General features: G+C 48.7%; 20 protein-coding genes and 1 tRNA gene. 1 reads left to right on the forward strand and 20 read right to left on the reverse strand.

What is annotated here, in order from left to right:
* From ACI3EZ_RS02265 to ACI3EZ_RS02310, 10 genes are all read right to left on the reverse strand, one after another.
* Positions 1-357 carry a PspC domain-containing protein gene (locus tag ACI3EZ_RS02265; protein WP_405023982.1) on the reverse strand — a complete coding sequence of 119 codons (357 nt, stop codon included), beginning with the start codon at positions 355-357 and terminating at the stop codon, positions 1-3.
* Positions 354-1427 carry a PDZ domain-containing protein gene (locus ACI3EZ_RS02270; protein ID WP_405025374.1) on the reverse strand — a complete coding sequence of 358 codons (1074 nt, stop codon included), beginning with the start codon at positions 1425-1427 and terminating at the stop codon, positions 354-356. The genes ACI3EZ_RS02265 and ACI3EZ_RS02270 overlap by 4 nt, the downstream gene beginning before the upstream one ends.
* Before the next feature lie 10 nt (positions 1428-1437).
* Positions 1438-2557, reverse strand: a protein-coding gene (gene prfB / locus ACI3EZ_RS02275; protein WP_405025375.1) for a peptide chain release factor 2 whose coding sequence is annotated in 2 segments (ribosomal slippage) — positions 1438-2484 and positions 2486-2557 — 1119 coding nt in all. Because the reading frame shifts where the segments join, the coding sequence is not laid out codon by codon here.
* 74 nt (positions 2558-2631) lie between these two features.
* The gene (gene secA / locus ACI3EZ_RS02280; protein WP_405025376.1) at positions 2632-4995 is read right to left on the reverse strand and encodes a preprotein translocase subunit SecA; all 2364 of its coding nucleotides are present in this window, start codon (positions 4993-4995) and stop codon (positions 2632-2634) included.
* Between the two features lie 274 nt (positions 4996-5269).
* The gene (gene argS, locus ACI3EZ_RS02285) at positions 5270-6967 is read right to left on the reverse strand and encodes an arginine--tRNA ligase (protein ID WP_405025377.1); all 1698 of its coding nucleotides are present in this window, start codon (positions 6965-6967) and stop codon (positions 5270-5272) included.
* A 239-nt stretch (positions 6968-7206) separates the two neighbouring features.
* Positions 7207-7277, reverse strand: a tRNA-Gly gene (locus ACI3EZ_RS02290).
* Positions 7278-7325: 48 nt separating this feature from the next.
* On the reverse strand, positions 7326-7535 hold the full coding sequence (locus ACI3EZ_RS02295) for a DUF2187 domain-containing protein (protein WP_405023987.1): 210 nt from the start codon (positions 7533-7535) through the stop codon (positions 7326-7328).
* Positions 7536-7655: 120 nt separating this feature from the next.
* Complete coding sequence (hpf, locus tag ACI3EZ_RS02300) at positions 7656-8204, reverse strand: ribosome hibernation-promoting factor, HPF/YfiA family (RefSeq protein ID WP_405023988.1); 549 nt, start codon at positions 8202-8204, stop codon at positions 7656-7658.
* 138 nt (positions 8205-8342) lie between these two features.
* Positions 8343-8966: a ComF family protein gene (locus tag ACI3EZ_RS02305; protein WP_405025378.1), complete on the reverse strand. Its 624-nt coding sequence runs from the start codon at positions 8964-8966 to the stop codon at positions 8343-8345.
* Between the two features lie 53 nt (positions 8967-9019).
* On the reverse strand, positions 9020-10336 hold the full coding sequence (locus ACI3EZ_RS02310; protein ID WP_405025379.1) for a DEAD/DEAH box helicase: 1317 nt from the start codon (positions 10334-10336) through the stop codon (positions 9020-9022).
* Between the two features lie 63 nt (positions 10337-10399).
* Here ACI3EZ_RS02310 and ACI3EZ_RS02315 point away from each other — a divergent pair, with 63 nt between their 5' ends.
* Positions 10400-11041, forward strand: a complete 642-nt coding sequence (locus ACI3EZ_RS02315; RefSeq protein WP_405025380.1) for a YigZ family protein — start codon at positions 10400-10402, stop codon at positions 11039-11041.
* A 74-nt stretch (positions 11042-11115) separates the two neighbouring features.
* On the opposite strand, the gene ACI3EZ_RS02320 is transcribed toward ACI3EZ_RS02315, so the two are convergent.
* From ACI3EZ_RS02320 to ACI3EZ_RS02365, 10 genes are all read right to left on the reverse strand, one after another.
* Complete coding sequence (locus ACI3EZ_RS02320; RefSeq protein WP_405023992.1) at positions 11116-11406, reverse strand: DUF1292 domain-containing protein; 291 nt, start codon at positions 11404-11406, stop codon at positions 11116-11118.
* A gap of 15 nt (positions 11407-11421) precedes the next feature.
* Complete coding sequence (ruvX, locus tag ACI3EZ_RS02325; RefSeq protein WP_405023993.1) at positions 11422-11865, reverse strand: Holliday junction resolvase RuvX; 444 nt, start codon at positions 11863-11865, stop codon at positions 11422-11424.
* A 5-nt stretch (positions 11866-11870) separates the two neighbouring features.
* On the reverse strand, positions 11871-12128 hold the full coding sequence (locus tag ACI3EZ_RS02330) for an IreB family regulatory phosphoprotein (RefSeq protein WP_405023994.1): 258 nt from the start codon (positions 12126-12128) through the stop codon (positions 11871-11873).
* A gap of 205 nt (positions 12129-12333) precedes the next feature.
* Complete coding sequence (gene alaS / locus ACI3EZ_RS02335; protein ID WP_405025381.1) at positions 12334-14976, reverse strand: alanine--tRNA ligase; 2643 nt, start codon at positions 14974-14976, stop codon at positions 12334-12336.
* A gap of 247 nt (positions 14977-15223) precedes the next feature.
* Positions 15224-16567 (reverse strand): DEAD/DEAH box helicase, encoded by a 1344-nt coding sequence (locus ACI3EZ_RS02340; protein ID WP_405024049.1) that lies wholly within the window; start codon positions 16565-16567, stop codon positions 15224-15226.
* Positions 16567-17526, reverse strand: a complete 960-nt coding sequence (locus tag ACI3EZ_RS02345; protein ID WP_405025382.1) for a bifunctional oligoribonuclease/PAP phosphatase NrnA — start codon at positions 17524-17526, stop codon at positions 16567-16569. The genes ACI3EZ_RS02340 and ACI3EZ_RS02345 overlap by 1 nt, the downstream gene beginning before the upstream one ends.
* A 56-nt stretch (positions 17527-17582) precedes the next feature.
* Positions 17583-18662: a DNA polymerase IV gene (dinB, locus tag ACI3EZ_RS02350; RefSeq protein WP_405025383.1), complete on the reverse strand. Its 1080-nt coding sequence runs from the start codon at positions 18660-18662 to the stop codon at positions 17583-17585.
* Positions 18663-18822: 160 nt separating this feature from the next.
* Positions 18823-19332, reverse strand: a complete 510-nt coding sequence (locus tag ACI3EZ_RS02355; protein ID WP_405023998.1) for a hypothetical protein — start codon at positions 19330-19332, stop codon at positions 18823-18825.
* A 17-nt stretch (positions 19333-19349) separates the two neighbouring features.
* Positions 19350-20309, reverse strand: a complete 960-nt coding sequence (locus ACI3EZ_RS02360; RefSeq protein WP_405023999.1) for an SPFH domain-containing protein — start codon at positions 20307-20309, stop codon at positions 19350-19352.
* Complete coding sequence (locus tag ACI3EZ_RS02365; RefSeq protein WP_405025384.1) at positions 20306-20770, reverse strand: NfeD family protein; 465 nt, start codon at positions 20768-20770, stop codon at positions 20306-20308. The genes ACI3EZ_RS02360 and ACI3EZ_RS02365 overlap by 4 nt, the downstream gene beginning before the upstream one ends.
* Position 20771: the final 1 nt, after the last annotated feature.

Consider the following 20771-nt stretch of genomic DNA (forward strand, 5'->3'; position numbering starts at 1 on the left):
TTAATCGTCCTCTCGGTGTTCATGGACGTCTCGTTCATGAACATCAGTAATAATCTTTCTTCCCGCTGGGCGCTTCTGCCGCGCTGAAGTGGTCGTCCGGTTAGTAAACATATCAGTCCACGCCGACCGCGAATTAGTCGACTCACCATCTTCCGGTGCCCCCATCAGCAGGTAACATACCAGGTATAATCCCACCGGCAAGACAACCATTCGGGGAAACAACATGCAGATAACGGTAATCCCTACCCACGTTGCGCGCAGGTAGTTTGCCCTGATTCCCCAGTGGGCCGCTAACCCACCACAAACGCCTAATAAAAACTTATTTTGTGTTGACCGGTGAATCCGGGATTCCTTCATTTTAGCTCACCTACCCGTGAATAAACCGCTGCGGGGAACGTCACAATTCCCACTTCATGGGGAACCCCCGCATATAAACTACTCTCAACTAACTTCATGTCCCCCGTCACTGTCCGAACGCGCAAGCGGCAATACGCTGCGCTGCGTTGCAGGGCCGCGTACAACTCCCGGTGATTATGGACCGGCGCATCATTGCACGCCACCACAACATCACCCGGACGTAATCCCATCCGCGCTGCTGGCGTTGCTGGACGAACAGCGACTACCCGGATTCCATCCGTTGCGGCCGTCACAACCGGGGAGTGATGGTGGATTCGCCACCATTGATTGCCAATATCGTAACAGCTCACCATTACCAACGCAACACCTAGCCCCGCCCGGAGCGCCGAGTACCCCGTAAAGCTTCCTAAAAGCGCCAGTCCGCACTGAATGCCAGTCACCATTTGAAGGTGGCGCACTACCGGTGCCGTTGTTTTTTCCTGAATTACCCGGTGAATCCCTACTGGGAAAAATATGATAATGGGAATCGGGCCTTGACGGGTTCCTACCATCACAAACACCGGTAGGATGGTCGTTTCCCGCCACTCGTACCGCGCAAAGACATGGTGACGCCGGTTCATTACCATCCGGGGACTAACCTTCTGACCACCAAACAAGCTTAAAATTAACCGGGTGATACAAATAAACACTGTAAATACTAAAGTAGCGTGCAGTGCACCACCATCCTTGGTAATCAGTGTCAGCCCAACTGGAACTAAAATCAACAGCGGTGTTAAATTATGCCACCAATTGGTTAATGCCACTATTCCAGCGAGAAAACCATAAACAGCCACCAACTCCCAACTTACGGTTACCCGCATCAAAATTGTCCCGCCAATACCAATGAGAGCCATTCCGCCAAAAGCCATGATAAAGTGCCGGCCCTCATACCAATCACGGTCAACGGCTTGGCGCCACTGGTGGCGTTCCTGACGAATTCGTACCAGGTAATTAATTCCGGGCATCACGCCACCCAACCATAATAATGGATTAAATACGATCGCTCCGAGGAGCCACCCAACTACTTTCATTTACTAACTCCTACTGGGGATTTTGTTGTTGCAGTTTCCACTGAAGGTACGCATTAATGAACGGATCCAAATCACCATCCATAACCGCCTGACCGTTCCCCGTTTCATAATTGGTCCGGTGATCCTTAACCATCGTGTATGGATGGAAAACGTACGAGCGAATCTGGGAACCCCACCCAATTTCAAGCTGCTCTCCCTGAATAGCAGCCTTCTTCTTGGCCTGTTCTTCTAGTTTCATTTGGTAGAGCTTAGCCCGCATCATTTTTTCTGCGGTTGCCCGGTTTTGAAACTGGGACCGTTCCGCCTGACTGGAAGTTACAATTCCCGTTGGGATATGAATTAACCGAACAGCAGAAGATGTCTTATTAATGTGTTGACCCCCGGCACCGCTTGACCGGAAAACCTCCATTTTAATATCTTCAGGCCGAAGTTCAACTTCAACGGAATCGTCAAGTTCGGGCATTACGTTTACCGACGCAAACGAAGTATGCCGGCGACCCGCCGCATCAAACGGAGAAATCCGGACCAATCGGTGAACCCCCCTTTCGCCCCGAAGGTATCCATACGCGTTATCCCCCCTAATCAGAAGGGTTACGCTTTTAATTCCGGCTTCATCCCCCACCTGGTAGTCCGCCGTTTCAACGGCAAACCCGTGCTGGTCAGCCCACCGCTGGTACATCCGAAAAAGCATGCTTCCCCAGTCCTGGGACTCGGTTCCCCCAGCTCCTGGGTGGATTTCTAAAATAGCGTTATTTTGATCGTATGGTTCGTTTAACAGCATCCGCAGCTGGTAGTCTGCCAACTTCTTTTGAACCGCTTCAAAGTTTGCGGCTAACTCAACCTGCACGTCCGAATCAGTTGGATCCTCTGCTAATATCTCACACAAAACAGTTAAATCTTCCAGCGCTGCTCCAAGCTGTTTATAATTATCATACTTTGCCTTCAATTGATTATTGGCGGCAATCACTTTTTGCGCGGCCTGCTGGTTGTCCCAAAAACCCGGAGCTGCCATTTGGTGCTCATTATCGGCAATTTCTTCTGCTAACCGATCTAAGTCAAAGAGACCTCCCAAAGTCTGCGACTTTTTCATTCATTACCTTAATTTCACGCCGGTAATCACTTAATTCCATTCAAAATCTCCTCCGTCCAAAAAGGAGGCTGGGATTTTCATCCGCACCTCCCCACCATGTTTCGTTCCTATCAGCTACCGCCTAACGTTTTGCCGGATTTCCGCTTTCAAGAACAGCTGCGTTACGTCTTCTTCAATGTCAGCAACCATTTGTTCAAACATCGTGAAGCCATCGGACTGGTACTCAACTAGCGGATTCAACTGTCCGTAGCCCCGGAGTCCAATTGATTGCCGGAGCTGGTCCATCTCATCGATATGATCAGTCCACCGGGTATCAACTACCCGAAGAATGCAGACCTTCTCAAACTCAAGCATCTGCTCCGAATCAGGTAATTGTTGTTGCTTTTTAGCGTAGACTTCCTCAGCCCGTTCGTCCAGATAACCCATGATTTCCTGGGGATCCTTTCCCTCTAAATCATCAAGGGCAATCGTATCCTCCTTTACCATGCTTGACTGGGCAAAATCGAGAATGGCCTCTAAGTCCCATTCATCCTTGTTTCCCTGGGTGTGCACCTCAACAACATGCTTAACGGTCCGCTTAATCATCGGCATGATTACCGGCTTTAAGCTTTCTTCTTCCATGATTACCTGTTGCCGTTGGGCGTAAATTACTTCCCGCTGGGCCCGCATTACATCGTCGTACTGAAGGACTTGCTTCCGCGTATCGTAGTTGTTTCCTTCAACCCGCTTCTGGGCGGATTCAACCTGCTTGGTAATCATCCGGGATTGGATAACTGCATCGTCATCAGCAACCTTCATTTTCTCTAACACGGCCTTGATCTTTTCTGAACCAAAGCGAAGCATTAGATCATCTTCGAGCGAAAGATAAAACTGACTTAATCCCGGATCACCCTGCCGACCAGACCGTCCCCGCAGCTGATTATCAATCCGCCGGGATTCGTGCCGCTCCGTCCCAATAACGGCAAGACCGCCAACTTCCCGGACCCCAGGACCGAGTTTAATATCAGTTCCCCGCCCGGCCATATTCGTCGCAATGGTTACGGCTCCTTTTTGACCAGCATTAGCGACAATCTCGGCTTCCTTGGCATTATTCTTAGCATTTAAAACAGCGTGGGGAATCCCTTCCTGATCAAGTAATCCTGACAGATATTCAGACGTTTCAACGGCAACGGTCCCAACCAGAACTGGCTGCCCCTTGGCATGCCGCTTCTTGATGTCTTCGACTACCGCCGCAAACTTACTCTTTAACGTTGGGTACAGTAAATCCGCCTTATCCTTCCGAATAACTGGTTTGTTGGTTGGGACTGTGATGACTTCCATGTTATAAATTTCACGGAATTCTTCCTGTTCCGTCTTAGCCGTCCCCGTCATCCCGGATAACTTCTTGTACATCCGGAAGAAGTTTTGATACGTAATGTTGGCCATCGTCTTGGTTTCTTCCTCGATGTTAACACCTTCCTTAGCCTCAATGGCCTGGTGCAACCCGTCAGAGTACCGCCGGCCGTCCATAATCCGCCCGGTAAACTGGTCAACAATTAGTACTTCACCATCGCGCACAACGTAATCTTTATCCCGAAGCATAATGTAATTTGCCCGCAAAGCATTATCAAGGTGGTGCGTCAAAGCCGTATTATCCGGATCAAACAGATTCCGTAAGGCAAAGTACTTCTCCGCCTTCTGGATTCCCTGCTCTGTCAGCGATACGGTCTTTGATTCAAGGTCAATCTTAAAATCGTCTTCCTTGGTAAGGGTCTTTGCAAACCGGTCCGTCCGTTTGTAAAGAACAGTTTTCCCAGTTGATTGCCCCGAGATAATCAGTGGCGTCCGGGCTTCGTCAATCAGAATTGAGTCTACCTCATCGACAATCACAAAATTTAACGGCCGCTGAACCATGTCTTCTTTGTAGACCACCATGTTATCCCGCAGGTAATCAAAGCCAAGTTCACTGTTCGTCGAGTACGTAATATCACAGTTATACGCCTGCCGCTTTTCTTCGGGTGACTTATTGGCGACGTTTAATCCAACGCTTAACCCTAACCATTCGTACAGTTCACCCATTTCCGTGGCATCCCGGCCGGCCAAATATTCATTAACCGTCACTACATGAACTCCCTTACCAGCAAGTGCATTCAAGTAAACCGGCATCGTTGCCGTCAGGGTCTTCCCCTCACCGGTTTTCATTTCGGCAATGTTTCCTTCGTGGAGGACAATTCCCCCAATGATCTGAACCCGGTACGGGTATAACCCAAGAACCCGCTTGGCCCCCTCCCGACAGACCGCAAAGGATTCCGGCAAAAGTTCATCAAGGGTCGCCCCCTTTGCATAGCGCTCCTTTAACGCGGGAGTTTGCGCCTTTAATTCTTCGTCAGACAAAGCCGCCATTTTATCAGCGAGCGCCTCGACCTTATCAGCAATTTTTCCTAGTCGTCGCAGTTCACGTTTATCACTTTCGACCCATTTTTTCAGGATGTTTGTCATTGATTTAATCCCTTCTCAGTCGTATATTTTCAAGTCCCGGCACTTGGGCCGTAATCCAATAGAATATCGGTTCTTATTTTAGCATTATACCCGGATTAGAAGCAAGATGCGGCAGCTTTTAAACAAAGAATCCCACCTGAAAGTTGCCACACTCCAAAATATAAATTGACGCCCCATACACCTTTTCCACTTCATTCCCCCAACCATTTACTTGGAATGAAACAATAAGGAGGACAAGACAACGGCTCATCCTCCATGATGGTAATACTTTTTATTACATTTCGTCTGGTGCTTGAACACCTAAAAGTCGCAGGGCTTCTTTGAGAACTAAGGCAACGCACTTAACAAGTGCTAGGCGAGCATTCCGGCCGGCATCCTCCGTCAGGATTCGGGAGTGTGCGTAGTACTTATTAAACGCCTTCGCAAGGTGCAACGCGTATTTGGCGACCACGGATGGTTCGTATTCGTCCATCGCCCGCTTGACAACCGCCGGAAAATCTCCCAGTAACCGCAGAGTCTCCCAGGCCTGCGGATCATCAACGGCAAATGCCTGGTCTGCTGTTAGTTGCGGATTCCCTGCCTTCCGCAAAATACTCATTGCCCGAGCGTGGGAATACTGAACGTACGGCCCAGTTTCTCCCTCAAACCGCACAACTTCGTCCAGATTAAAGTCAAAGCTGTTTAGCCGTTCGTTCTTTAAGTCGTGGAAGACTACCGCCCCGATTCCCACAGCACTGGCGACCTTGTCTTTATTAGCTAATGTCGGGTTTTTGGCGGCAATTTGTTTCTCCGCTAGGCCAATCGCATCGTTAAGCACCTGATCAAGGAGCACTACATGCCCTTTTCTGGTGGACATCTTCTTCCCGTCCTTGGTAATAAGGCCAAACCCAATGTGATGAATTTCATCGGCCCAATCGTACCCCATCTCCGTTAGAACGGCTTTTAGTTGATCAAAATGATTTGTTTGTTCGTTACCGGCAACGTACAAAGACTGAACAAAGTTGTATGTCCGCTTTCGGTACAGGGCTGCTGCCAGGTCCCGGGTAATATAGAGAGTAGCACCGTCCGAACGCATAATTAATGCCGGATTAAGGTTGTATTTCTCCAAATCAACGATCTGAGCTCCCTGACTTTCATGCAAAAGCCCCTTTTGTTTCAGCAAGTCAACAACCTCATCCATCTTATCGTTATAGAAGGCTTCCCCGTTGTACGAGTCAAAGTCAATTCCCAGTTTCTTGTAAATTCGCATAAACGACTTCAATGATTCCGACCGGAACCACTTCCACAGTCGGGTTGCTTCTTCATCACCGTCTTCAAGCCGCTTGAACCAGTTCCGGCCCAGATCATCAAGCGCTGGATCCTTTTCAGCCTCCTCATGGAACTTCACGTAGTACCTCAACAAGGTGTTAATCGGGTCCTGCTTGACTTCTTCTTCACTCCCCCACAACGTGTACGCCGCCATGAGCTTTCCAAACTGGGTTCCCCAATCACCCAAGTGGTTAATCTTAATTGGATGGTAATTCGTCTTCGCAAGCAAGAGTGCAATTGCATTCCCAATTACCGTCGATCGGAGGTGACCCATTGAAAACGGTTTAGCAATGTTAGGGGAGGACATATCTACCGTCACGTTCCCTCCGTGGCCGAGATCCTGGTCGCCATAATGCTCCTGTTTCTTTAAAATCGTTGCCAAAATTTCCTGACTATACTTCGCCTTATCAAGGAAAAAGTTAACGTACGGGCCAACCGCTTCGACCTTCTCAAACCCCGTTTTGTCAATTTGGGTGACCAAATCAGCTGCGATTTGCTGCGGTGCCTTGTGGAGGACCTTAGCTAAGATAAATGCCGGGAAGGCGTAATCCCCACGCGCAATCTCCTTAGGAACCTCAACCTTATCCATAATTTCTTCAGCAGGGGTTGGCGCACCGAGCGTAGCGGAAATCCGAGCCGCAATTTGTTGCTTATAGTCTACCATTTTAACTCCTTTCAGCAGAAAAACCCCGTCCCTTTATTAAAGAGACGAGGCTTCCCGCGGTACCACTCTAATTGATCTTCAATCCACTTTGATATTTAACTAAACCCTCAAAAGCGCGCTTCCTGCAGGCCGAACGCCCGGCTTCCACCCTTCCAGACTCGCTTTTGTCCTCCTCTGCAGTACTCTTCTTTCTCATCAGGTATTAAAAAGGCATCCCACAAACAATGAGATGTCACTTAAGCGGATGACGAGAATCGAACTCGCGATGCCAGCTTGGGAAGCTGGAGTTTTACCACTAAACTACACCCGCATCGAACGAAAGTTAGTATACCATACTCATTTTCGCTTGTCATGTGAATTACGAGATTTTTTTCATGTTCTTCTGGGCAATAATTACCCGTTCATGGTAATCGCTAACGGCAATCCGGTCTTCGTCATCATACTTAGTAATAGAAACCAACCCCGAATTATCGTATAGTTTCTCCAAGGTACCCTCAAAATCATGCTTTAAAGCCCCCATCTTCTTGCAGGTTACCTTATCGCCGACCGCTAACTTTGCTTTTGCCATTACATATCACCCCTCATAGTATGTTTGATACTATCAAATTTATTGATGCCGTGCAACTTTTTAAAACACGAGAAGCGGGGTCATCCTATAAACCCCGCTTCCGTATCACCAAAGTTAATGCTAATCAGCCGCTTCAATCATTCCATACCGTCCGTCACGCCGCTTGTAGACAATATTAACATCCGCCGTTTCGGCGTCACGGTAGATAAAGAAATTATGCCCTAACATATTCATTTGTAGAATCGCTTCTTCAGCATCCATTGGCTTTAAGGCAATGTTTTTGTTCCGAACGATTTCAAACTGCTGGTCTGACTGATCATCATCCGTTGCGGGCGTCACGAAGGCCATATCCTTAACGCCCTTTTCCCGTGATTTCCGGTTAACCTTTGTCTTATACTTCTTAATCTGCCGAACAAGTTTATCAGTGACTAAATCAATACTTGCATACATGTCAGAAGAAGTTTCTTCAGCCCGTAGAACCAGGTACGGTAACGGAATCGTTACTTCCACTTTAGCGGTTTTGTCAGGATAAACCTTTAAGTTAACGTGCGCAGTTGGCTTTGTCGCATCAGCAAAGTACTTTTCTAACTTGGCTAACCGCTTCTCCACGTATTCTCGAATTGCTGCCGTAACCTCGATATTCTCACCACGAACGTTGTACTTTAACATAGTACCCTCTCCTTTCACACGTAAGTACATTCAAGTGAACGCGCTTACTAACGCGGTGCAAGTGCATCTCGTCTACATCTATATTATATGATAAAGCACTACCGGAAACAATTATCTCTACTAAGAAATCTCCCTTTCTTACCGAGCCAGAGTTACCGAACGAATGTGCTGAACCCCCACTGCAGTCAGGGCTTTTCGCGCATGATACAGTGTCCGTCCCGTAGTATAAACATCATCAACCAACACGACACGCGCGAACCGCGCGGCACTTGGCTTAGCCTGAAACGGTTGTTTAGTTTGTAACCGGGCGGTGCGAGTCTTAGTACTTTGCTTTTGGTGGCAAGAAGGGATCATCATTAATCCCTCTTTAATAGCAATGCCGGAAAGAAACCCCACCACCTGATTAAACCCACGTGTTTGCCACGTTATATCATCAACCGGCAATGGGACGTATATCCATCCCTGCCACCGGGGATACCATTTCGTTAAAGCGGTCTGAAGTTCATCGCTAAAAACTCGTCGAAGCCGATAATCGCCCTGAAACTTATACCGTTGCATATAAGTACGCATTGCATTGTTATACGCGTATAATGCCCGGTTACATAACAAAGACGGCTGTTGGGTTCGCCATCGTCGGCAGTCCGGACACAATTCTGGCCATTTACGGCCACATCCCGGACACGTTGACCCGGTAAGTCGTACAAATTCTTTTCGGCAAGCGGAACACAGGTAATCATCCTGTATTCTCTGCCACGATAACACCCACCTAAAGGAGGACAAGGTTTTTAAAGCTCTCCCACATAACAAGCAATTCATCATCCCATCCTCCGGGCAGCCCGATTAAGGGCGCGAATTTGACGGTAAGCCGCCCGAACAACCGGCGTTATCCGGGTACATCCAAATAAAACGGTTCCCGTTGGTGCGGTGGGGGATCGTCCAACCCGGCCAGCAATTTGAACAAGAGCCGCAACAGTAAACACCGGATCATCCGCTCCTAAAATAATAACCTGAACGTCCGGAAAGGTTACTCCTCGTTCAAGAATCGTTGTGGTAACTAGATATTGCACCCGATGTTTCCGCATTGCAGCAACCTTTTCTTGCCGGCGTGGATCAGCCGCATAGACACTCGTTCCCCGCCAAGCCGGTAACTGTCGTTGAAGCGCACGCAGGACTGGTTTTAACCACTTAATCCGGGAAACAAAAATTAATACTGGTAAACAACGCTCCTGCCATCCTGCTAACGCTGCTTGAATCTTTGTGGGGAACATCTGTCGGTGAATTAAGCGTTCCCAATGCCCAATCCGAACAAACACGGGTTCGGGAAGAGGATAGCCATGGTACCGGGCAGGAAGCATCCCAATCTGGAAGCGATGCCGCCGTATAACTTTAAGCAATTGGGATGACGGCGTAGCAGTAAGAAGCAGCACCGCTGCATCCTCCTTAATCGCCCGTGCAGCAGCATAATGTAATCTTTTATCCGTAATAAACGGAAAAGCATCCACTTCATCTATTACTAAAAGATCAAACGCCCGGTAGAACCGCAAAAGTTGGTGGGTCGTCGCGACAACTAGTTGTGTATACCGGTATGGCGTCGACTCATCCCCCGTAAGAAGAATGGCAGTCACAGCTGGAAATGCAGTCCGTAGCCGGGGGAAAAGTTCCCGACAAACATCAATCCTGGGGGTAACCACCCCAACCCGCCAACCGGCAGCGAGGCCCGCTTCCAGTCCTGGAAAAAGCATTTCCGTTTTCCCAGCTCCCGTCACCGCCCACACCAGAAAACGGCGCCGTTGCTGAACGGCCCGCTTAATCTTTTCTGCTATCCGGGCTTGCGCAGGCGACAACTTTCCCCGCCATACGCACCGGCTCCCATCAGAGTGAAAATCATTTGGCTCGGGAATAGTGTATAATGAAGTTAATGTACTAACCCGCCCGAGTTGAAGGCACTGGGGACAGTATGCGTGATGGTGCGGCAACCGCCCTTGCCGCCACGTTACCTGCCCGCACCGTAAACACCACACTACCGGCCCCCACCTGTGAATCACCGGAACTTGTTGGATTTGTGGGCTATTCCTTAGACCGGCGGGTAACGGACCTGCCACAAGCCGCCCGTATAGTTCGCTCTTTTCCATCCCAATCCCTCCTTCACCATATAATTACGCTTAAAGGGGAATAATTTATCGGAGGAATTAGCTTTGACACCGTATTACACGATTACAACTCCTGGAAAGGCCACCCTCACAATTAAAAAATCAATATTTATTTGCCGAATTACCCGCACAACTTCTCCAAAAGAGGCAACTGCTTTTATTGAACGGGTTAATACAACTGAACGTAAGGCCCGACATAACTGCTTTGCCACCGTTATCGGTGACAACGACCAGTTTCAACGAATGAGCGATAACGGCGAACCTTCCGGAACAGCAGGCGTTCCCATTCTCAGTACCCTTCAGCAACGCCACCTCCACGATGTCACGGCAGTTGTAACCCGCTATTTTGGCGGCATTAAACTAGGAACTGGCGGATTAATTAGGGCTTATCGGAAAGTAACAAGCGCCGCAATCAATGCAACAACCATTATGACAAAGCGCTCCCAGCAAACTATCACCGTTACAACCGATTATGCACGGTTTCAAACCCTCCAAAATTACCTACAACAGCACCATATTCCGCTACTAACGACCGACTACACGACAGCCGTTACCACAACAATTACTCTTCCGGCAAACCAGTTCCCCGCCTTCAATCAGACAATTAAGAACCTCCTTTCTGGTCATGTAACGCTTCACGCAGGAAATATTCAGCCAACGTATGTTCCGGCAAACATAACACATTAAAAAACGAGGTTAGAACGGCTAAGTTCCAACCTCGTTTTTTGTTCACGTTCCTTGTGCTTCTAATTAATCAACCACTACTGCATATTTTCGTCATTGAGGAACGTGTCAAGCACACCTTCAACCATGTCCCATTCATCGTCGTCATCAATTTCAAATAGATCTGCGTCTTTTGCTTCTCCGTTTTCATCCGGTTTAAACGAAAAGGCCAACACGTCCACCTGTTCGTCTGGTTCAGCATCAGCTGGAACCAACAGAATATACGACTTACCATAATCCTCCGAATCAAACGTAAAAAGGATGCGGTAAAGACTTTCATTGCCTTGATCATCAACCAACGTAATTAAGTCGTCCTGTTCCTGTGCCATTTAATCTCCTCGTTTCTAATTTAATTTTGCAGTCAACGGTCCCTTCCGGTCAAGGTACCCTTGCAAAATCAGGCTTGCCGCCAACTTATCAATAACCTTCTTGCGCTTTGCCCGGGAGGTATCCGCTTGCTCAACCAGCATCCGCTCCGCCGCAACGGTTGTTAGCCGTTCGTCTTGATAATCTACCGGTAACCCGAAGCGTTCCTTAAGTAATTCACCATAATGCCGTGCTGCTTCTACCCGGGGACCCTCCGTATTATTCATATTTTTGGGCAATCCCACTACAAAAGCACTCACATCATGGTCAGTGATAAGGGCGGCAATCCGCTCAAGGCCAAACTGCTCTTCTTTTTCGTTAATCGAAACAATCTCAACCCCCTGGGCGGTCCACCCAAGAAGATCACTCACTGCCACACCGACGGTCCGTGAGCCGACATCTAATCCCATCAATCGTCCCACGCGTACTAGTCCTCCTTATTCAAGTATGCCCGCACAAGCTCCTCAATAATTTCGTCACGCTCGTGCTTTCGGATCAAGTTACGGGCATTATTTAACCGTGGAATGTAAGCCGGGTCGCCAGATAGAAGGTAACCAACAATCTGATTAATTGGGTTATATCCCTTCTCCTCCAATGCCTGGTAAACGGTCACGAGCGTATCATGAACACTTTGGGGATTATCAGCATCAAAATTAAAGAATACTGTTTTATCAGTTGGTTTCATCATGCCACCTCCGAACTAAGCTCCCGTACATAATCTGCTTTCAGTATACCATAACCGTTTTAAAAACAAGAGTTGCGGGAAGATAAACCGCAACCTTCTCGCTTTTTTTACGCATATAAAACAAACGGGCTGAGTAAAAGTGCGTCCCCTCCGAACCGATCTTCACAATTCAGTCGGTTTGCAACTTCTATTCTGCCCGTTTAATTTACTGCTGTGCTACCCACTCAGCTGCCTGCTTAAGGGCATCCTGAATACCAGCCGACTTCTTTCCCCCAGCCTGTGCGAGGTTTGGCCGGCCACCACCGCCACCACCAACAAGCGGCGCAATCGCCTTGATCAGATCACCGGCCCTCAAGCCAGCCTTAACCTGCGCATCACTCATTGCGGTGATGAGGTTTACCTTACCGTCTTCCGTGGCCGTTGCCAGTACCAAAATATCTGAGTAGCCGTTGGCCTTCCACTGGTCGGCAAGCTGCCGGAGTTGACCCATGCCAGAAACGTTTACCTGCGCGGCAATTAATGTCTTACCATTGATTTCCTGAACGTCCTGAAAAACGTCACTAGCCTGCTGGGAAGCAAACTTGTCTTCTAAGGATTGTTTTTCCCGTTCAAGCTGCTTAATGGTCCCCTGAAGCTGGTCGACCCGTTCTGGTAAATCTTTTACTTGAACAACTTTTGCCTTTGCGGCGGCCGTTGTTAGTAAGTTGTCATGCTGTTTCAGGTATTCGTACGCTTCCTTGGAAGTGACCGCCTCAATCCGCCGGGTCCCGGCACCCACCCCAGATTCAGAAACAATCTTAAAGAGTCCCAGTTCACTCGTGTTATCAACGTGGTTCCCACCACAGAATTCCATCGAGTAATCACCAGCTTTAACCACCCGAACAGTATCACCGTACTTCTCCGAAAAGAGGGCAATGGCCCCCATCTTCTTGGCGGATTCAATGTCCGTAACGACCGTCTCTACCGGAAGTGCCGCCCAAATCTTTTCGTTTACAATCTGTTCAACCCGTTCGAGATCCCCCGGTGTAACGGCCCCCAGGTTGGTAAAGTCAAACCGCAAGTACGTTGGTTCAACCAATGAACCTGCCTGATGCGTATGCTCACCTAAAACATCGCGTAAAGCTTGGTCTAAAAGGTGCGTTGCGGTATGGTTCTTCTTTACCTTATTATGGAATTCCCGATCAACTTCAAGGCTATAGGTGCGGCCCGTTACCAGCGGGCCAAGCACCTTAACCGTGTGCATGTTTTGCCCGTTTGGTGCATGTTGGACGTCCGTAACGCGGGCAACAACCTCACCGTCTTCATCCTTAATTACTCCCTGATCAGCGACCTGTCCGCCCATCTCAGCGTAAAACGGAGTCTTATCAAAAATTAACTGGGCCCCGCCCCGGGCGGTTTGATCAACTAGTTCATTATTAACAATGATGTTCCTTAACGTTCCGTCGATGCTTAACTGGCGGTACCCCACGTACTCACTCGGCGTCTTAATATCAGTGAGCAGTCCGTTTTGAACCCCCATCGACTTAGCATCACTCCGAGCAGCACGAGCCCGGTCCTTCTGCTCCTTCATGGCAGCGTCAAACCCAGCCTGGTCAACCACCATGCCCGCATCATGCGCGTATTCCTGGGTTAATTCAAACGGGAAGCCGTACGTATCATACATCTTGAACGCCCCATCACCCGGAATTTCCGTTTTTCCGGCTTGCTTTGTTTCAGCAATTAAATCATCTAGCAACTGCATTCCTGCGGCTAAGGTTTCGTTAAAGCGTTCTTCTTCCATCCGGATAACTTTCTGGATATAATCCGCCTGTTCAAGCACTTCCGGATACGCAGATTTCATAATTTCACCAACAACAGGGACAAGGTTGTAAAGGAACGCGCCCTTAATTCCCAACTTTTGACCGTGCATGACCGCCCGGCGGATTAACCGCCGAATGACATAACCGCGCCCTTCATTAGATGGTAAGGCCCCATCGCCAATCGCAAAGGTAACCGCCCGGATATGGTCAGCAATGACCTTAAACGACACATCGGTTGTTGGTGCATCCCCATACTTAACGCCAGGACCCATTGCCGCCGTGGCGTCCATGATTGGTAAAAACAGGTCCGTTTCGAAATTTGTCGGCGCATTTTGGAAAATGGAAACAATCCGTTCCAGCCCCATTCCAGTATCGATGTTCTTATGCGGAAGTGGTTCGTAATTGCCATCCGGCTTATGGTTAAATTCAGAGAACACAATGTTCCAAATTTCCAGGTACCGTTCGTTTTCCCCTCCCGGATAATTTTCAGGATCATCCTCAGCAACGTTATTCATTTCCTGCCCACGATCATAGAAAATCTCGGAATCCGGACCACTTGGTCCCTGACCGATGTCCCAGAAATTATCCTCAGCCTCATAAATATGGCCTGGTAAAACACCAACCTCTTGCCAATACCGCTTAGCATCTGTATCCTTCGGGTAAACCGTTACGTATAGTTTTTCCGCATCAAACGCAAACCATTCCGGACTCGTAAGTAATTCCCACGCCCACGTGATCGCCTCTTCCTTGAAGTAGTCTCCCACGGAGAAGTTCCCCAACATTTCAAATAACGTGTGGTGCCGGGCAGTGTGTCCTACGTTTTCAATGTCATTTGTCCGGATAGACTTTTGGGAACTTGTAATCCGGTGGTTCTTAGGAACAACCGTCCCATCAAAGTACTTCTTCATCGTTGCTACCCCGGAATTAATCCATAGGAGCGTCGGGTCATCGTGTGGAATTAACGGCGCACTCTTTTTCACGTCGTGCCCCTTACTCTTAAAGAAGTCCAGATACATCTGGCGCACCTGAGCACTCGTTAGTTTTTTCATAGTAACAATTCCTTTCCAACGATAAAAAGCACCGTCACAACGTAAGGACGCCTTTGCGCGGTACCACCTTACTTGCAACGATGCTAGTCGTTTACCTCTTAATAATTAGTTCATTTAGTTTTAAGTCAGGGAGCACAGGCTACCTCATTCTAGATCCGTCGCACCACCAGGATCCTCGCTGCAGAACGCTAGCAGACCGCATATCCTGCCGCACCTAAGAATAGCAAACGTCCTCCCTAGTTGTCAATTACCAGTTATCACGGTGTTGCTTACGCTGAGCTCGCATTTTCTGACGCCGTTCAATCCGGCGTTTTTGCTGAGCATCCTTTGCAATTACCCGCTTAATCTTTTTTTTGTATCCCGGTTTATGCTTCTTCTTAGCCTTCTTGACCATTCCTCGGAGTTGCGGATCCATATGATCCTGACGTTTTCCCCGCTGCTGGCGCCGACGTCGATCGTACGTATCAACTAACCGACCATTTTTTAACTCTTTAGGCTTAAAATGGATTTCCATCCCTTCAAGTTCCTTAATTTGGCGGTCATCGCCCGGCCCATACAAGGTTATTGCTGTCCCGGACAATCCGTTGCGCCCGGTTCGCCCAACCCGGTGAACAAAAAATTCTAGATCACGGGGAAGATCATCATTAATTACCAAAGACACCCCTTCAATATCAATTCCCCGGGCTGCAAGGTCAGTCGCAACCACATACTGGTATTCCATGTTATGAATTGCACGCATAACCCGCTTTCGTTCACGGGGTTGAATTCCCCCGTGAACGGTAGCAACGCGTAATCCCTGGTGCCGCAGATAAGTACTCAATTCATCAGCCCGTTCCTTAGTATTAGTAAATACTAATGCCAGGTACGGTTCTCCCATAGTGAGTAGCCGCAAAATCAGCTGATTTCGGTCACGCCCCTTCGTTGATAACAAGAAGTTATCAATCGTGGGACTAATTACATGCTGGTTTTCCACCACTTCGACTACCGGATTTTCCATGTATTTCCGTAAAAATGGGCGTAATTTTTCCGGAATCGTGGCGGAAAAGACCATCATTTGAAGATCACGCGGCATTGCTCCGGCAATGGCATCCGTTTCCGCTAAAAAACCGAGGTCGAGCGTCATATCAGCCTCGTCAACCACCAACATTTTAGTGCGGTGAACATCAAGCGCGCCTCGCCGAATCAAATCATTGATTCGCCCTGGGGTACCAATAACAATCTGGGGTTGTGCCCGCTGAAGCTTGCTGATTTGGCGTTGTTTATCAGTTCCTCCCACGTAATTTTGCACCACGATCGCCGGGTTAAACCGCACAATCTGCTTGGCGGCATCGTAAATTTGATAAGCCAATTCCCGACTCGGGGTTGTAATAACAGCTTGAACCGACTGAATCCGGGGATCAACCGCGTTAAAAATCGGAAGAAGAAACGTATGCGTCTTCCCGCTTCCAGTCTGAGATTGCCCCACAACACTTTTCCCCGCCATAATCGTTGGGATTAGCCGTTGCTGCACTTCCGTCGGACGGCTAAAGTTAATCGCTGCCAACGCCTTCATGATAAACGGCTGAAATTTAAAATCTGCAAAGGTCGCCATCACTGGTGTTCCTCCTCATACTTCGCTGCGAGAGCATCTAACTCAGCCACGTAGTCCGGGATCTGCTCTTCATCATGTAAAACCGCTCCACTAGCAAGGGGATGACCGCCACCATCGTGCTTCTTTGCCAATTCATTAATCACCGGCGCCTTTGACCGAATTCGGAGCCGGTATGTTCCGTCCCGTTGCTCAACAATTACGGTCCAACACAAAACATCCGCAATCATCCCGGGAAGGGAAACAACACTGGACGTCCCAGCATCCTTAATTCCTAACCGGGCAATATCTTCCAGTTTAATCACAACAAAAGCAGCGTGATGCGCTGTAATCTCCATATTTTGATATACAAATGCAGCCAACCGCGCCTCCGGAAGGGAAATATCGCTTAACTTCCGGTTAACCGCCGGAGCATCAATTCCCTGCCGGAAAAGTTTAGCAACAACCTCCAACGTATGCGGTGTCGTATTATCGTACATAAACCGGCCAGTATCCCCAACAATCCCGGCATACAGCATCCGGGCTGCTTCGGGCGTTAAGTGAAGCTTCCCGTGGCTCGCTGAAACAAGGTCCACTATCAGTTCAGACGTACTTGATGCTTCTGGGACAACCCAGTTTAACGGCGCATACTGATCTTCTGCTGGATGATGATCAATTTTAATGAGATCAGCTCCCGTAGTATACCGGGCATCGTCAACCCGCGGCGCATTTGCCGTATCCAAAACAATCACCAAAGCGTGCTGATAAACCGCATCGTCAATGGTCTGTTCCTTGGCAATCCAATCAAGGCTGTGCACGTCTTGCCCAACCTGATAGACCTGCTTACCCGGAAAACTTGCCCGCAAAATGGTTGCCAACCCTGCTTGAGCTCCCACGGCATCCGGATCCGGCCGCTGGTGGCGGTGAATAATAATCGTTGGTGCAGCTTCAATCTTATTAATAATTTCATCTTGTACTGTCATCCTTATCGGTCCCTTCTTCAAAACCTTCCTGTTACCCAGTATAGCAAATTCCCCGCCTAAAGCGGGAGGCGGATGTTCTCAAAGGCAACGTCATCCAGGTTAGTCATCGTCAAACCCAACAGCCGAACGTTAATAGCATCCGGTTGAACCACGTCAAATAATTGCTGCCCATACCGTTGAATTTCTTGAACATCATTTTCAAAGTAATCATCCAGGGTAATCCGCCGCGTAACCGTTTCAAACGCCGCATTCCGCACCTTAATGACAAGCGTCTTCCCGTGTTTTTGTTTCCGGTGAAGTTCACTAACAAGCCGTTCGGCCGTCGCATGCATTACGCGCTCAACTTCAACACCACTCATCAATGGCTGGTCAAACGTTCGTTCACTTCCAATTGATTTGCGCTCCCGTTGCCATTCAACTGGTCGGGGATCAATCCCCCGAATCCGTTCATAAAACAGGTGACCCGCCTTACCAAAGCGCCGGATTAACTCCGTATCGCTCACCGCATATAAGTCCGCCCCCGTTTCAATTCCCATAGCATGCATTTTTACAACGGTCTTCTTCCCCACGCCCCGAATGGTCTCAATGGGAAGCGGATCAAGAAAGGCCCGCACATCCTCCTGCCGGACAACCGCCACACCAACTGGTTTACGGTATTCCGATCCAAGCTTTGCTAAAAATTTATTTGGCGCCACCCCTACCGAACAAGTCAGGTGGGTTTGCTCAAAGATGGCCCGTTGAATCTGGCGGGCAACCACAATTGCTGACCGGATTCCCTGTTTATTTCGCGTAACGTCCAAGTATGCCTCATCCAAAGCAACCGGTTCAATCATATCGGTATACTCGTGAAAAAGCGCATGAATCTGGTCGGAAACCCGGTGATACTTGGGAAAGTCTGGCCGCCGAAAGTGAGCTTGTGGGCACCGCCGAAGGGCCTCTTGTGCACTCATGGCCGAGTGAATCCCGTATTGCCGCGCAATGTAATTGGCAGTTGCCACTACCCCATGTCCCCCGGAATGTCGAGGATTCCGGCTTACCACAAGCGGCACGTTTTGTAATTCTGGGTGATCCCGCATTTCAATTGATGCGTAGAAGGCGTCCATATCGACGTGAATAATTTTTCGTTGTCCAACCACAAAATCATCCCCACAATCGTTCTTCCTTTTATTAAAACGCCGCACACGTGTTCGTGCAACTTCTTTTAATTTTACGCTAAAAAAGAGGCCGGAATCTATGATCCAACCCCTCGCATATTCAAATCCCTCACGGTGAAATGCTTATTTTTCGTAAAAATCATCATCGCTGCTGAACATGCCTAACCACAAAGAAAACAATGGTGGTTATAACTGCGGTAATAATGAATACATTAGCCATCGCAAAATCGCACAGAAGACTAATCCCCGCCATCGCCTTATCTGCACCGTGTAATGCAGCCGCCATCAACCACCGGTCCATCGTTTCAACAATCACAATCTGCGCAATCCATCCTAGGATAACGGTCACCATCATCACCCCCAGAGCGGCAAACCCACTTTGACGTAATGACAGAACATTGCGTAACGTCCACCACGCTAGTAGCCAAGCAATTAATACGTAACCACACCACATAATTCGTGAAACGACGACCTGCGCATAGAGCGAAGAATGCCTCAAAAATATTTCCGCAGTAAAATTCAGCGCCATCTCAACAAAGGTTAGTATAATGGCAAGCGTCCATAACCGTGCTATCCCCTTCTTGGACGGGACGTTTTCCCCCGACTGCTTAGGAGCCTTCCGGACACCATAACTAAACTGTTTCCGTTCCATTGAGTATCCTCGGCGCGTTAGTTCTGCTGGTCAGTCGTGGCCTGTTTTTTAGCGGGAGCATCCGTTACGCTGGCCTTAAACACGGAGCCAAGGCTCGCAATGTTCTGCAACTCACTCGGAATTACCAACTTTGTTGCTTGTCCATCCGCCAACTGCTTAACGGCCTCTAAGCCCTTAACGGTTAACGTCTGATCCGTTACGTCCGCCTGACTAATTGCACTCAGTCCGTCAGCTGTGGCCTGTTGAACCTGCCGAATTGCCTCAGCCTGCCCTTCAGCTTCCAAAATTCGGGACTGCTTTTGCCCCTCAGCGACCTGAATCGCTGATTCCTTATCGGCCTGAGCCTGCAAAATTTGAGATTCTTTTTGCCCTTCCGCCTGCAGAATTGCGGCTTTCTTGTTTCCTTCAGCAGCCAGCACCTGAGCCCGGCGTTCCCGTTCAGCTTTCATTTGCTTTTCCATGGCATTCTGAATTTCAGCCGGCGGCGTAATATCCTTTACTTCCACCCGGTTAACCTTGATTCCCCACTTATCGGTGGCGCCATCCAAAATGGTCCGCATTTTGGTATTAATGATGTCCCGGCTCGTTAATGTCTCGTCAAGATCCAAATCCCCAATAATGTTCCGAAGCGTCGTTGCCGTTAAGTTTTCAAGCGCGGCGACCGGGTTTTCAATTCCGTAAGTCGTCAGTTTAGAATCCGTCACCTGAGAATAAACCACGGTATTAATCTTAATCGTAACGTTATCCTTCGTAATCACCGGCTGTGGTGGAAAATCCATTACCTGTTCCTTAAGGGAGTTCTTAGCTACCACATTGTCGACAAACGGAACCAGAAAGTGAACACCGTTTGTCCAGGTAGCGTAGTAACTTCCCAATCGCTCCACAACCCAGCTTTGACTCTGACTAACAACCCGAATATGACCGAGTACGTACACAACTACCGCAACTAAAATCAGCAATAAAATTAAAAAAATCATTTGTCATCCTCCTGCTTAATTTTTTCCACTGTCACCGTAACGCCATTCAGCGCAGTGACCACTACCTGGCAACCAACGGGTAAATCATGATCAGCTGTTGCTTTCCAATCATCCCCTGCAACCGTTACCCGACCAGTACCATCCTTAACCGCAACCGTTACCCGCCCGTGCTTTCCAATCACGGTTTCCGCAATATTGAGCGGGTGATAGCCATGCCGTTGTAGCAAGTGCTTGGCAAGCGGGTGAAAAATTACTCCCAGAATAATCCCGGTTACTAAAAACTGAACTAGCTGAACCGTTAAGCTAACGTGGCACACCTGCAACCCCAGGCTAACGACTGAACTAACGGCAAACCAAATTGCCACTAACTGGGTCGTAAACAACTCGATGATAAGAAAGAGCGCCGCCAGGCCGGCCCAAATCCAAAGCAACGTCGTTGGGGTTAGTCCCAATTCGTTCATT

This window comes from Ligilactobacillus sp. LYQ60, from assembly GCF_045033015.1.
Lineage (GTDB): Bacteria > Bacillota > Bacilli > Lactobacillales > Lactobacillaceae > Ligilactobacillus.

Excerpts from the sequence above, each read along its gene's own strand:
- ACI3EZ_RS02265 (WP_405023982.1), bottom strand. The coding sequence starts at position 357 with ATGAAGGAATCCCGGATTCACCGGTCAACACAAAATAAGTTTTTATTA.
- ACI3EZ_RS02270 (WP_405025374.1), bottom strand. The coding sequence starts at position 1,427 with ATGAAAGTAGTTGGGTGGCTCCTCGGAGCGATCGTATTTAATCCATTA.
- secA (WP_405025376.1), bottom strand. The coding sequence starts at position 4,995 with ATGACAAACATCCTGAAAAAATGGGTCGAAAGTGATAAACGTGAACTG.
- argS (WP_405025377.1), bottom strand. The coding sequence starts at position 6,967 with ATGGTAGACTATAAGCAACAAATTGCGGCTCGGATTTCCGCTACGCTC.
- ACI3EZ_RS02295 (WP_405023987.1), bottom strand. The coding sequence starts at position 7,535 with ATGGCAAAAGCAAAGTTAGCGGTCGGCGATAAGGTAACCTGCAAGAAG.
- hpf (WP_405023988.1), bottom strand. The coding sequence starts at position 8,204 with ATGTTAAAGTACAACGTTCGTGGTGAGAATATCGAGGTTACGGCAGCA.
- ACI3EZ_RS02310 (WP_405025379.1), bottom strand. The coding sequence starts at position 10,336 with ATGGAAAAGAGCGAACTATACGGGCGGCTTGTGGCAGGTCCGTTACCC.
- ACI3EZ_RS02320 (WP_405023992.1), bottom strand. The coding sequence starts at position 11,406 with ATGGCACAGGAACAGGACGACTTAATTACGTTGGTTGATGATCAAGGC.
- ACI3EZ_RS02330 (WP_405023994.1), bottom strand. The coding sequence starts at position 12,128 with ATGAAACCAACTGATAAAACAGTATTCTTTAATTTTGATGCTGATAAT.
- alaS (WP_405025381.1), bottom strand. The coding sequence starts at position 14,976 with ATGAAAAAACTAACGAGTGCTCAGGTGCGCCAGATGTATCTGGACTTC.
- ACI3EZ_RS02340 (WP_405024049.1), bottom strand. The coding sequence starts at position 16,567 with ATGGCGACCTTTGCAGATTTTAAATTTCAGCCGTTTATCATGAAGGCG.
- ACI3EZ_RS02345 (WP_405025382.1), bottom strand. The coding sequence starts at position 17,526 with ATGACAGTACAAGATGAAATTATTAATAAGATTGAAGCTGCACCAACG.
- ACI3EZ_RS02355 (WP_405023998.1), bottom strand. The coding sequence starts at position 19,332 with ATGGAACGGAAACAGTTTAGTTATGGTGTCCGGAAGGCTCCTAAGCAG.
- ACI3EZ_RS02360 (WP_405023999.1), bottom strand. The coding sequence starts at position 20,309 with ATGATTTTTTTAATTTTATTGCTGATTTTAGTTGCGGTAGTTGTGTAC.
- ACI3EZ_RS02365 (WP_405025384.1), bottom strand. The coding sequence starts at position 20,770 with ATGAACGAATTGGGACTAACCCCAACGACGTTGCTTTGGATTTGGGCC.